10 protein-coding genes are annotated in these 12,382 nt (G+C 69.7%); 4 read left to right on the top strand and 6 right to left on the bottom strand.

Annotated features, from left to right (window positions below; genetic code table 11):
* The first annotated feature begins 51 nt into the window (after positions 1-51).
* The 3 genes from ACWF9G_RS23180 to pruA all read left to right on the top strand — a co-directional run bounded on the left by ACWF9G_RS23180 (position 52) and on the right by pruA (position 5,261).
* Positions 52-1,692: a GMC oxidoreductase gene (locus ACWF9G_RS23180; protein ID WP_452517851.1), complete on the top strand. Its 1,641-nt coding sequence runs from the start codon at positions 52-54 to the stop codon at positions 1,690-1,692.
* A gap of 72 nt (positions 1,693-1,764) precedes the next feature.
* Positions 1,765-3,564 (top strand): protein kinase domain-containing protein, encoded by a 1,800-nt coding sequence (locus ACWF9G_RS23175; RefSeq protein WP_452517849.1) that lies wholly within the window; start codon positions 1,765-1,767, stop codon positions 3,562-3,564.
* Positions 3,565-3,629: 65 nt separating this feature from the next.
* Entirely contained in the window at positions 3,630-5,261 is a 1,632-nt protein-coding gene (gene pruA, locus ACWF9G_RS23170) for an L-glutamate gamma-semialdehyde dehydrogenase (protein ID WP_452517847.1), read from the top strand.
* Here the strand turns inward: pruA and ACWF9G_RS23165 are convergent.
* Together ACWF9G_RS23165 and ACWF9G_RS23160 are read right to left on the bottom strand one after the other, a co-directional pair.
* Complete coding sequence (locus ACWF9G_RS23165; RefSeq protein WP_452517845.1) at positions 5,258-5,971, bottom strand: hypothetical protein; 714 nt, start codon at positions 5,969-5,971, stop codon at positions 5,258-5,260. The genes pruA and ACWF9G_RS23165 overlap by 4 nt on opposite strands.
* A 95-nt stretch (positions 5,972-6,066) precedes the next feature.
* Positions 6,067-6,918, bottom strand: a complete 852-nt coding sequence (locus tag ACWF9G_RS23160; RefSeq protein ID WP_452517843.1) for an oxygenase MpaB family protein — start codon at positions 6,916-6,918, stop codon at positions 6,067-6,069.
* A gap of 113 nt (positions 6,919-7,031) precedes the next feature.
* Between ACWF9G_RS23160 and ACWF9G_RS23155 the strand changes: the two genes are divergently transcribed.
* Positions 7,032-8,459: an acyl-CoA synthetase gene (locus ACWF9G_RS23155; protein ID WP_452517841.1), complete on the top strand. Its 1,428-nt coding sequence runs from the start codon at positions 7,032-7,034 to the stop codon at positions 8,457-8,459.
* Between the two features lie 8 nt (positions 8,460-8,467).
* Here the strand turns inward: ACWF9G_RS23155 and ACWF9G_RS23150 are convergent, their stop codons facing one another.
* The 4 genes from ACWF9G_RS23150 to dapD form a co-directional block, all read right to left on the bottom strand.
* Positions 8,468-9,139: a molybdopterin-dependent oxidoreductase gene (locus ACWF9G_RS23150; RefSeq protein WP_452517839.1), complete on the bottom strand. Its 672-nt coding sequence runs from the start codon at positions 9,137-9,139 to the stop codon at positions 8,468-8,470.
* A 76-nt stretch (positions 9,140-9,215) separates the two neighbouring features.
* Positions 9,216-10,094, bottom strand: coding sequence for an RNA polymerase sigma-70 factor (locus ACWF9G_RS23145; protein ID WP_452517837.1), 879 nt, complete (start codon positions 10,092-10,094; stop codon positions 9,216-9,218).
* Complete coding sequence (locus ACWF9G_RS23140) at positions 10,091-11,170, bottom strand: NAD(P)/FAD-dependent oxidoreductase (protein WP_452517835.1); 1,080 nt, start codon at positions 11,168-11,170, stop codon at positions 10,091-10,093. Before ACWF9G_RS23140 ends, ACWF9G_RS23145 begins: the two co-directional genes overlap by 4 nt.
* A 185-nt stretch (positions 11,171-11,355) precedes the next feature.
* A complete protein-coding gene (gene dapD, locus ACWF9G_RS23135) occupies positions 11,356-12,306 on the bottom strand; it encodes a 2,3,4,5-tetrahydropyridine-2,6-dicarboxylate N-succinyltransferase (protein WP_379310445.1) in 951 nt (316 codons plus the stop codon).
* Positions 12,307-12,382 lie beyond the last annotated feature (76 nt).

Here is a 12,382-nt window from a genome sequence, read left to right as displayed (position 1 = left end):
CAAGTCTCGGTATAACAGGTTCTCATTGCAGTCTCGATGAGGAGCCGCACAGTGCGTGAATTCTTGTATGAAAAGCCAGGTAGTAACCGATACACCGGCGGTGTTACTCGCCGCAGGTTTCTAGCTGCAACAGGTTTCACGCTAGGCGCGGCCGCGCTGGCGGGTCGTGCCGTCGCGACCGCCGCCCCCGCGGCCGACGGCGACAAGGTGCCCGCCCTGGTGATCGGCAGCGGCTACGGCGGTTCGGTCGCGGCGCTGCGCCTGGCCCAGGCCGGGATCGACGTGCTGGTCGCCGAGATGGGGATGTCCTGGACCAAGCCGGGGCCCGACGGCGACATCTTCTGTCCGGTACTGAAACCCGACGGCCGGTCCTACTGGCTGCGCGAGACCACCGATCAGCCGGTCGGCTACTTCCTGGGTGGTTCCTACAACAAGGACATCGACCGCTACACCGGTGTCCTCGACTCCGAGGGCTTCGGCGGCATCCGCGTCTACCAGGGCCGCGGCGTCGGCGGCGGGTCGCTGGTCAACGGCGGCATGGCGGTGACGCCCAAGCGGGAGAACTTCGCCGCGATCCTGCCCTCGGTGAACGCCGACGAGATGTATGCCACCTACTACCCGCGCGCCAACAGCGCGCTCGGGGTGAACACCATCGACAAGAACTGGTTCGAGTCGGCCGAGTGCTACCAATTCGCGCGGGTGGGCCGCAAGCATGCCGAAAGATCCGGTTTCGGCTGGACTTTCGTGCCCAACGTCTACGACTTCGAGTACATGAAGAAGGAACAGGCGAACACGGTGCGCCGGTCCGCGCTGGCCGGTGAGGTGATCTACGGCAACAACGCGGGTAAGCGCTCGCTGGACAAGACCTACCTGGCGGCGGCCACCGGCACCGGCAAGGTGACGATCGCCGCCCAGCACATGGTCACCTCGGTCACGCCGAGCGGCAGCGGCTACGAGGTGGAGATGGCCCAGATCGACACCCAGGGCCGCACCACCGCCACCAAAAAGGTTGTCGCGGACCGGGTCTTCTTCGCGGCGGGCAGCGTGGGCACCAGCAAGCTGCTCGTCGCCATGAAAGCCAAAGGGCAGCTGCGTAATCTGTCCGACGCGGTCGGCCAGAAATGGGGCAACAACGGCAATGTCATGGTCGGTCGCGCCAACCACATGTGGGACGCCACCGGCAGCCTGCAGTCGGCCATGCCGTGCCTCGGCATCGACAACTGGGCCGACGCGGGCGGTCCGGCCTTCGCCGAGGTCGCGCCGTTCCCGTCCGGCATCGAGACGTATGTGAGCCTGTACCTGGCGATCACGAAGAACCCGAACCGGGGGAAGTTCACCTTCAACTCCGGCACCGGCAAGGTGGACCTGAACTGGCAGACCGCCTGGGCCCAGTCCTCGATCGACGCGGCCAAGCGGATCTTCGACAAGATCAACAAGAAGGAAGGCACGATCTACCGCACTGACCTGTTCGGCGTCTACAAGACCTGGGGTGACGACTTCACCTATCACCCGCTCGGCGGCTGCGTGCTCGACGAGGCCACCGACAACTACGGCCGCCTGCACGGCTACCAGGGTCTCTACGTCATCGACGGCGCGCTGATCCCCGGCAACACCAGCGTGAACCCGTTCGTCACCATCACCGCGCTGGCCGAACGCAATATCGAACGCATCATCGCCGACGATCTGGGCTGATCTCGCGTTCCGGCTGCCGGATCGGCTATGGTCCGGCAGTCGGAGCGGTGGAGATCGGAAGGCTCGTCACGGATGCACGGGGTGGAATTCGGCGCGGGCACGGTGTTCGCCGGGTATCGGATCGAACGGCTGCTCGGCAGGGGTGGGATGGGCACCGTCTACCTGGCGGCGCATCCGCGGCTGCCGCGGCAGGTGGCGCTGAAACTGCTGAATCGCGAACTGTATTCGGACCCGGAGGTGCGCGGGCGGTTCGAGCGCGAGGCCGATGTGTCGGCGCATCTCGATCATCCCGGCATCGTGTCGGTCCTCGATCGCGGCGTCGAGGACGGGCTGATGTGGATCTCCATGCAGTACGTCGACGGCACCGACGCGTCGGTGTTCCGCGGCACGCCACTGGATCCCGCCCGCGCGATCGACATCGTCGCCCAGACCGCCGAGGCGCTGGACTACGCCCACGAACGCGGCGTCCTGCACCGGGATGTGAAGCCCGCCAACATCTTGCTCGCTGCCGCCCGCACCGGTGACCGCGTCCTGCTCACCGACTTCGGCATCGCACGCCTGCGCGGCGACGCCCGCCAGCTCACCCGCACCGGCGCCTTCCTGGCGACCCTCGCCTACGCCTCCCCGGAACAGCTCTCCGGCGCCCCGGTCGACCACCGCGCCGACCAGTACTCCCTCGGCTGCACCCTGTTCACGCTACTCACGGGTGAAAGCCCGTTCCTCGCAGACAATCCCGGGGCGGTGGTCGCCGCCCACCTGAGCAAGCCGGTGCCGCGCGCGTCCGCGACAGTTCCCGCTCTGCCTGCAAGTATCGACGCGGTGATCGCTCGCGCCATGGCGAAGGATCCGGCCGAAAGATTCGGCAGCTGTGCGGAGTTCGCGGAGGCGGCCATCGGCGCGATGCGACCTGCCTCGGATATACCCGCGTCGCACACCGTCCTGAATGCCCAGGCACCAGGCGCCCCCGCGCCGAATGCTCAGACGCCGGACTTCTCGGCACCGAGTGCTCGAGGATCGAACGCGCAGGGAGTGAACGCTCCGGCGCCGAACGCATCGCGGCCGAACGCGCAGGCGCCGAATCCATCGGTACCGCATACACAGGCTGCGCACGGTCAAGCGCGACACGGATCCGCGCCGCAGTGGCCGGTGGCGCCGTCGAATTCGAGCCCGACAATGGCAACGCTTGTCGCGCCCCCTGATTCGGCCCCGCAACTGCCGCTCGCCGGCGCACCCGGCTGGGGTGCGGCCGCCGACAGTCCGGCGCAGCGCGGCTACGGCCCGCACCGCGGCGCGACCACTCCGCCGCGCAAGGCGGTGTCGTCGCGATGGCGGGCACTCGCGGTGACCTTGCTCGTACTCGCCATGGTCGCCGGTGTCGGCATCGTCGGTGTCGGCGCGATCTACTGGAAGTTCGTGCGGCCCACCCGCGTGCCGCCCGCCCCGACCTGGGGTGCGCACGAGTCGGTCGCGTCGGGCTTCACCGACCTGATCCCGCTACGGCCGGACGGCCGCGGCTGGCGCGACGCGACCTGTTCGGCGACGCCCTCGCTGGTGGTCCTGCCCGGCGACCCGGCGCCGCTGCGCCAGATCACCTGCACCGACGCCAACGGCGTGCTCGCCTGGTACACCGAGTACCCGACCGCCGCCGACGCCGAGGCCTACCTCGCCCGCCACACCACCGAGGACACCATCCGCGAGCTGCACCACACCAGCCTGGCGGTCTACCGGCCCCGCGACCCCGCCGCACCGTTCACGCTGGCCGCCAGGGAGCGCGGCAATGTATTCAGCGCCAACTCGGTGGTCGAGGTGTCCTGGCCCGGCCACACCTTCGAGGAGACCCGCGACGACTGGTGGCAGCAGGCGCCCTTCTGACCGGTCACGCGCCGAGCGACACTTTGATCCGGGCGATCATGGCGCAACGGCGATAGCCTCGGGGTATGGACGCTGTCACGGTGGTTCCGGTGCCCGCGAACGAGCCCGCGCAGTCGTATGCGCCGGGGACGGCGGGGCGGGACCGGCTGCGGGCGCGGTTGGGGGAGATCGCGGGGGAGTGTGTGGATGTGCCGCTGGTGATCGGCGGGCAGCAGCGGAGCGGGGAGGGGGAGCGGCACGGGATCGTGGCGCCGCATCGGCGGTCGCTGGTGCTCGGCACCTATACCGATGCCACGCATGAGGAGGCCAGCGACGCGATCGAGGCGGCCATCGCCGCGGGGCCGCAGTGGCGGGAGATGTCCTTCGACGCGCGGGCCGCGGTTTTCCTGCGGGCCGCTGACCTGATGGCGGGGCCGTGGCGGGAGACCGTCGCAGCGGCGACCATGCTCGGGCAGTCGAAGTCGGCGGTGCAGGCCGAGATCGACGCGCCGTGCGAACTGGTCGATTTCTGGCGGTTCAATGTCGCCTACGGCAGGCAGCTGCTCGAGTGGCAGCCGCAGTCGAGTCCCGGTGTCTGGAACCGGATGGACCACCGGCCGCTGGAGGGTTTCGTCTACGCGATCACCCCGTTCAACTTCAGTGCCATCGCGGGCAATCTGCCCACCGCCCCCGCGCTGATGGGCAATACGGTGATCTGGAAACCGTCCTCCGCGCAGACACTCGCGGCGTGGGTCACGATGCGGATCCTGCTGGCCGCTGGGCTGCCGCCCGGCGTGATCAACCTGATCACCGGCCACGGCCGGAATCTCTCGGAGGTCGCGCTGGCCGATTCGCGCCTTGCCGGTATCCACTTCACCGGTTCGACCAAGACCTTCCAGCACCTCTGGCACCAGGTCGGCGAGAATATCGGTGGCTACGACGCCTATCCGCGGCTGGTCGGCGAGACCGGCGGTAAGGATTTCATCCTCGCCCATCCCTCGGCCGACCCGGATGCCTTGTCCACCGCCATGATTCGCGGCGCCTTCGAGTATCAGGGCCAGAAGTGCTCGGCCGCCTCCCGCGCCTATGTACCGCGGTCGCTGTGGCGGACGATGGGCGAGAAGTTCCTGGCCGCGGTCGAGGAGATCAGCTACGGCGATGTCGCCGATCTCGCGAATTTCGGTGGGGCGGTGATCGATCAGCGCGCCTACGACAAGGGGGTCACCGCGATCGAGCGGGCCAGGGACGCGGGCATCACCATCGCGGCGGGTGGCACCTACGACGACAGCGTCGGCTGGTTCGTCCGCCCGACCGTCCTGATCGCCGACGACCCGCGCGACGAGGCCTTCAGCACCGAGTACTTCGCGCCCATCCTGCCGGTGTACGTCTACGACGACGACGCACCCGACGCCTTCGATGTGATTCTCGCCGAGGTGGATTCGACGTCACCGTACGCGCTCACCGGCGCCGTCTTCGCCCAGGACCGCGCGGTGATCGAGAAGGCGAGCGCCGCACTGCGTTTCGCGGCGGGCAATTTCTACATCAACGACAAGCCGACGGGCGCGGTGGTCGGTCAGCAGCCCTTCGGCGGCGCCAGGTCCTCCGGCACCGACGACAAGGCGGGATCCCCGCTGAACCTGCTGCGCTGGGTCGCCCCGCGGGTGATCAAGGAAACCTTCGTCCCGCCGACCGGCCACCGCTACCCGCACATGGGCTAGTGCGGGCCGACCACCAGGCGCACGATCAGCGCGGGCAGTGCGTCGAGCACATCCGCGGACTGGTCTGCCGGGGTGCCGTAGGTGTGCGCGGCCACCGAGAAGCCGGTCCCGAAGGACGCGGACGCGACCTCGGGGGCGCCCACATCCGACCAGCCCCACTTGCTGCCCTGCACGCCGGGCAGCTGGGCGGTGCCCCAGTTCTGGGGTGTGCCGTCGGCGGCGGTATTGCTCGCGCCCGCCATCCACTCGAAGATCGGCGAGCCGGGGTCGGTGCGCTGCTTGGCGACCAGGAAATCGGTGATATCGGCGGTGCTGGTGCTCGACCGGCCCCAGTCGGCGGTGCCGTGGGTCTGGCGCAATCCGTATTCGCCCGCGGTCGCCTCGATGGCCTGCGGATACTTGGCGGCCAGCTGGGTGGCGGCGCCGTCGTCGGAGTCGCGGATCATCCGTTCCGACAGCGCCCGGTCCTCCGGCGAGCCGTCTCCGTGGCGCAGCGCGTAGTCGACGATGTAGAGCTTGGACATCGACAGCGCCGAGCGCGATTCGTGCTCATTGGCTGTGCCCCAGCCGAATCCGCCGGGTGTGCGCAGCGAGATGGCGGTTCGCGACGGCACCGTGGTCGGGTCCTCGTCGGCGTTGGCGGCGGGCGCGGCGATCGCGAGACCGACGGCGACCGCCGCCACGCACCCTGTCAGTGTTCGAATACTCACGAGCGTTCCTCCGGTTCTGCGACGTCGGCGATCAGATTGTCGGGAATGAAACCCGAAAGTCGCAGGTCAGCGGGGGAGGCGCGCGGGAGTGCCGATCAGATCAGCGGCTTGCCCCTGCGGTTGCGGCGGCGCATGTCGGCCAGGGTCGCGTTGAACGGGAAATTGCGGACCAGCCGCGGCATCCGGCCCCACACCACGCCGCTGGCGCGCATCAGCCGGTTCAGCGCGCGCTCGTCACGCTCGGTCCAGGTGAGGCCGAGTTCGTCGCGGATGTGCCGGGGGAGCAGACCGGTGGTGAACCAGCGGTGGAACCGGGCGAACGGCAGCCGCAACGGCGGGCTGACCATCTTCAGGTCGAGCAGGGCGTCGAAGTAGGCCTTGATGGTGGGGTCGACGCTGGTCAGCGGCAGATTCGCGGCCCAGTAGGCGTCGAACGCGGCGCGGTCGGCAGGCCACATCGCCTTCGGCACCTGCAGGGTGGTGCCGAGGTGGTGGGCGTACTCGTAGAAGGTGTCGGCGATGTCGTCGTCGATGGGGCCGTAGACGCGGTTCATCACGTCGACCGAGCCCCAGTACAGGCAGGCGGCCACCCACAGTTGCAGGTTCTTGTCGAAGGCGTTGTACTTCACCGGGCTCGCGGCGGTGGAGTGGACGTGCTTGTGCGCGCCGTTGATCGCGGTCCGGTAGGCGGCGCGATCGGCGTCGGTGCCCATCAGCGCCACCGACAGGTAGGTGAGGGTGGTGCGTGTTCGCTTCACCGGATGCTTCATGATGCTGCCGCTGTGTACTCGCGATTCCGCGACACCGTAGCCGACGGGTGCCAGACTGAGCTGCATGATCACATTGGCGGTCGCGCCCCAGAAGGCGGCCGAACCGTCGACGTAGTCCCGGATGTCGAATTCCGCCGGTTCGGTCCGACCCGAACGTGCGCGAGCAAGGATGGTCATCGTTGACCCCTTCATCGGTGAGAGAACTATATGGAGAATGTCTCATCATGTCGTCGGGGAGTCAACGGACGGCGGCGCGGAGCGCCGAAACATCGTCGCGTTAGCGTGGACGGATGCCCTACGGTCCGCCGCTGCTGCTCGCCTCGCTGAATCCGAACGCCATCGCCGCCGGGGCCGATATTCCCGACGCCGTCACCATCGATGATGCCACTCTGTCGCGCTCCGACCTGCTGGGTGCGGCGACCTCGGTCGCCGAGCGCATCGCCCGCGCCGACCGGGTCGCGGTGCTGGCCGAGCCGACCGTGCGCACGGTGCTCGCGGTGGTCGGCTGCCTGATCGCCGGGGTGACCGTGGTGCCGGTGCCGCCGGACTCCGGCGCGGCCGAACTCGAGCACATCCTGCGTGATTCCGGTGCGCAGGCCTGGCTCGGCGCCGCGCCGGAGGGGACCGCGCTGCCGGTCGTGCCGGTGCGCCTGCACGCCCGCTCCTGGCACACCTATCCCGAACCGGATCCCGCGTCGACGGCCTTCATCCTCTACACCTCGGGCACCACCGGGTCGCCCAAGGGTGTGATGCTGAGCCGCGGGGCGATCGCCGCCGGGCTCGACGCCCTCGCCGAGGCGTGGGACTGGACCTGGAAAGACACACTGGTGCACGGACTTCCGCTGTTCCATGTGCACGGGCTGATTCTCGGCCTGCTCGGCCCGCTGCGGGTCGGCAGTCCGGTGGTCCACACCGGCAAGCCCTCACCGGAGGCGTATGCCGCGGCGGGCGGCAGCCTGTACTTCGGGGTGCCGACGGTGTGGTCGCGGATCGTCGAACAGCCCGAGCTGGCACGGCAATTGGGCAAGGCACGGCTGCTGGTGTCGGGCAGCGCGCCACTGCCGGTTCCGGTATTCGAGAAGCTGGCCGAGCTCACCGGGCAGCCGCCGGTGGAGCGCTACGGCATGAGCGAAACCATGATCACGCTGTCGACCCGCGCCGACGGGGAGCGCAGACCCGGCTGGGTCGGCACCCCCGTCCGCGGCGTGGAGACCCGGCTGCGCGACGAGTCCGGCGCGCCCGTCCCGCACGACGGGGAGAGCATCGGCGCGCTGCAGGTCCGCGGGCCGATGCTGTTCGACGGATATCTCAATCGGCCCGAGGCCACCGCGGCGGACTGGACCGAGGACGGCTGGTTCCGCACCGGTGACGTCGCCGTCATCGATGCCGACGGCTTCCATCGCATCGTCGGGCGCGAGTCCATCGACCTCATCAAATCCGGTGGCTACCGCATCGGCGCCGGCGAGATCGAGACCGCCTTGCTCGGCCATCCCGCGGTGGCCGAGGTCGCCGTGGTCGGCCTGCCCGACGACGACCTCGGCCAGCGCATCGTCGCGTTCGTCGTGCCGCGCGACGGCGGTTCCGCCGAGCTCGGGGCCGAGCTGATCGCCCATGTCGGCGCGCAGGTTTCGGCGCACAAGCGGCCGCGCGAGGTCCGTTTCGTCGACGCGCTGCCCCGCAACGCCATGGGCAAGGTGCAGAAGAAGCTACTGGGCTGACGCGCGCGTCACCGAGCCCGCTGCTCGCTGCCCCTGGCGCTCAGCGCGCGGATCGGCCCGATGAGGCGATGGTAGATCGGCCGCACCACCCGGGCGGGCAGGTAGCGGTGCCGTTCCTCCTCCCAGACCCGAGCCCTGCGGTGCGCGGCGAGGGGCGACCATTTGTCGGGGTCGGCGGGCGGCGCGGTGTGGAATTCGATGCGGCACAGGTGCTTCGTGTTGACGAAGCCGTACTGGCGAGGGCTCACCAACCGCATCGGGGCGCCGTGGTCGCTGTTCAGCGGCTGTCCGTCGAGCCGGTCGGCGATGAGCACGTCGTCGGCCATGGCGTCCTCGAACAGGGCGACCGACTGGTAGCCGTCGAGACCCTCGAAGACGACGTGGCTGATCGTCGCGCCCGGCCGCAGAGCCGGTTCGACCCGCAGGTGGTAGAAGGTCTTGAACGGGGTGCCCTCCCACACCAGGTCGGTGGCCGACCAGCCCGCGACACAGTGGAAGTCGGCTTCCATGGTCTGTCGCGGCAGCTGCGCGAGGTCGGTCTCGGACAGGGTGATCGGCGCCGTCACCGCGCCGTCGATCTCGATCACCGGGTGTTCGGGAACCGGCGGCGGCGGGTGATGGAGGTGGGTGCCGAAGCGGGGGAAGCCTTCGACGGCGCGCTGGCCGGGCGGGAGTGGCATCGTTCCTCCAGTTATACGGTTCCGTATAGGAGTCGAGCGTACTGCGCGGGGCGGGCGGAGTCGAGTATCGGCTGGGTCACTCCGGGATGCGCACGGTCCTGAGCTTGTCGGGGTTGCGCACGCAGTACACCGCCGTGACAAGGCCGTCGGTGACCTCGATGGAGGTCACCTGGTCGAGCACGCCGTCGAGGGTCGCGGCGACCGTGGGCATCGCGTTGTAGACGCCGAAGTGCACGCCCAGTTCGCCGAGCCGTTGGCCCTTCTGGAACAGGCCGATGACCAGCCGCGCCACCTTGTCCGGCCCGAACACCGGCCTGCGCACCGCGCTGACCACGCCGCCGCCGTCGCCGATGAAGACCACGTCGGGGGCGAGCACGTCCATCAGCGCCTGCACATCGCCGGTGGCCGCCGCGATCGAGAAGCGCTCGGCCACCGACTGCGCCTCGGCCGGTGTCGCGATCGCGGTGTGGCGCTTCTCGTGCACGCGATCGCGGGCGCGCTGATTCAGTTGCCGCACCGCCGCTTCGGACTTGCCGACGGCCGTCGCGATCTCGGCATAGCTGAACGCGAAGACCTCGCGGAGCACGAACACCGCCCGCTGCACCGGGGTCAGGGTCTCCAGCACGAGCAGCATCGCGGTGGTCACCGCCTCGCCGGTCAGCACGTGCTCGACCCCGCCCTCGGACGCCGCGGCCAGGGGCTCGGGCAGCCACGGCCCGATGTACTCCTCGCGCCTGCGCGCGGCCGAGCGCAGGACGCCGAGCGCCTGCCTGGTGATGATCTGGGCCAGGTAGGCGCGCGGGTTCTCGACGGGAGCCAGATCGACGTCGACCCACCGCAGATAGCTGTCGTGCAGCACGTCCTCGGCGTCGACGACCGAACCGAGGATCTCGTAGGCGATGGAGAACAGCAGCCGCCGGTTCTCGGCGAAGGTCTGCTCGTGCTCGGTGGTCATTGCTTCGGGCCGCTCAACCACACGCTGTTGCCGGTGCGCGCGGTCCACGCGGCGTACCGGACGATGCGTTCCTTGGTGAACGCGGCGCCGCGGCCCGCGAACGACACCGGCAGCGGGCTGTCGTCGCGGCGCGAGGACTGGACGACGGCGTCGCGCCTGCCGATGCTCAGCGCCTGGCCGCCGTATCCCATCGAATAGGCCCGTGGCTCACGTCCTTCGATCATCCGGACCAGCGTATCCACCGCGTGCGCGCCCTGCGGTGCCGCCGTCGCGCAGGCCATCCGCGCGCCCGGCACGGCGGCGCAATCGCCGATGACGAAGACGCGCGGGTCGGTCACGCTGCGCAGATACGGGTCGACCAGCGCCCTGCCGTCGGCGTCCACCGCGAGTCCGCTGCGGGCGGCCAGGTCGGGCACTCCGGACACCACCGCCCACAGCGTCAGGTCCGACTCGAGTGCGCCGCCCGAGCGCAGCCACACCGTTGCGTTGTCGCTGCGCTCGACCGCGTCGACGACGATCTCCACGCCCAGCCTGCCCAATCCGCGCCGCACGCGCCGCTGCCCGCCCGCCGACAGGCTCGGACCGATTTCGGCCCCCACCAACCGAACTCGCAGGTCCGGCCTGGCCTCCGCGATCTCCGCCGCGGTCTCGATGCCGGTCAGTCCGCCCCCGATCACGGTGACGGTCCGGTGCGCGGGCAGTGCGGCCAAGGCCGTGCCCGCCTGCTCGGCGCCCTCCCACGTGCCGACCGGGATCGCGCCTGGCAGCGGCGTCGCCGTGCTGCCGACCGCGACGAACAGGTGGTCGAAGTCGAGCGCGGTGCCGTCGTCGAGGGTCACGGTGCCGTCGCCGATCTTGTCCGCGCCCGCCACGCGGGTCGCGATGGCGGGGGCGAGCATGTCGGCGAGTGGGGACGCGGCCGTTCCGGTTCCGGCCAGTTGCTCGTGCAGCCGGACCCGTTCGACGAAATCGGGCCGTGGGTTGACCACGGTGATCCTGGCCTCCGGCACCTTTTTCGCCAGCCGGTTCGCCGCCACGGTTCCCGCGTATCCTGCGCCGATCACCACGATGTCCATCGTCTGCCTCCTGCTGGGAAAATCTGGGTCGACCATGGGATGCGGGAGAGCGCGGGTTTGTGATGGTGATCTGGGTCACTCACCATCGGTGCTGGTGTGGGGCTTGCCTGACAGGCGGGTCAGGCGCAGGCGCGAACGACAGCGGCCCCGCACTCGGGTGAGTGCGGGGCCGCCGGGAACGAAACTCAGTCGTTGGCGTGCAGTGCGGCGTTGAGCTCGATGCCGGTGCCCTTGCGGGGGACGACCTCGACCGCGCCGGTGGTGGAGTTGCGGCGGAACAGCAGGTTGTTCTGGCCTGCCAGGGTCGCGGCCTTGACCACGGTGCCGTCGGGCCCGGTGACCTTGGTGCCCGCGGTCAGGTACAGGCCGGCCTCGAGGACGCAGTCGTTGCCGAGCGGAATGCCGAGGCCCGCGTTCGCGCCGAGCAGCGAGCGCTCACCGACCGAGATCACGGTGGTGCCGCCGCCGGACAGGGTGCCCATGGTGGACGCGCCGCCGCCGATATCGGAGCCGTCACCGACCACGACGCCCGCCGAGATTCGGCCCTCGACCATCGAGTTGCCCAGGGTGCCCGCGTTGAAGTTGACGAAGCCCTCGTGCATGACGGTGGTGCCCGAGGCCAGGTGCGCGCCGAGGCGGACCCGGTCGGCGTCGCCGATGCGCACGCCCGACGGCACGACGTAGTCGACCATCCGGGGGAACTTGTCGATGCTGAGCACGGTGACCGGCCCGCGGGCGCGCAGCTTCAGCCTGGTCTGCTCGAAGCCGTCCACCGCGCACGGGCCGTGGTTGGTCCACACGACATTGCTGAGCAGGCCGAACTGGCCGTCGAGGTTCACCCCGTGCGGCCGCACGAGACGGTGCGAGAGCAGATGCAGGCGCAGGTAGACGTCGTGCGCGTCGACCGGGGCCGCCGACAGGTCGGCGATCGTGGTGCGCACCGCGATCACCTCGACGCCGCGCGCCGCGTCGACGCCGAGCAGCTCGGCGAACTCGGGCACCTCGGTCGCGTCCACGCGCTTGGAGCCGGTCTCGGTGAATGCGCCCAGCTCGGGGCTGGGGTACCAGGTGTCGAGGACGGTGCCGTCCGAGGTGACGTTCGCGATGCCGACTGCAGTTGCTCCCTGAATACTCACGGTGCTCATTTTGCCGGGTCCGCGGACAATTGTGTCGGCCACCCCCGACGCACGCGGGTGCGCGGGCGGAATCGCC

This window comes from Nocardia sp. NPDC055029 (genome assembly GCF_053608525.1).
This window is presented reverse-complemented; position numbering and strand designations above follow the sequence as displayed.

Coding starts and splice junctions, on each gene's coding strand:
- ACWF9G_RS23155 (WP_452517841.1), top strand. CDS start 7,032: ATGCCCTACGGTCCGCCGCTGCTGCTCGCCTCGCTGAATCCGAACGCC.
- ACWF9G_RS23160 (WP_452517843.1), bottom strand. CDS start 6,918: ATGACCATCCTTGCTCGCGCACGTTCGGGTCGGACCGAACCGGCGGAA.
- ACWF9G_RS23150 (WP_452517839.1), bottom strand. CDS start 9,139: ATGCCACTCCCGCCCGGCCAGCGCGCCGTCGAAGGCTTCCCCCGCTTC.
- pruA (WP_452517847.1), top strand. CDS start 3,630: ATGGACGCTGTCACGGTGGTTCCGGTGCCCGCGAACGAGCCCGCGCAG.
- ACWF9G_RS23140 (WP_452517835.1), bottom strand. CDS start 11,170: ATGGACATCGTGGTGATCGGCGCAGGATACGCGGGAACCGTGGCGGCG.
- ACWF9G_RS23175 (WP_452517849.1), top strand. CDS start 1,765: ATGCACGGGGTGGAATTCGGCGCGGGCACGGTGTTCGCCGGGTATCGG.
- ACWF9G_RS23145 (WP_452517837.1), bottom strand. CDS start 10,094: ATGACCACCGAGCACGAGCAGACCTTCGCCGAGAACCGGCGGCTGCTG.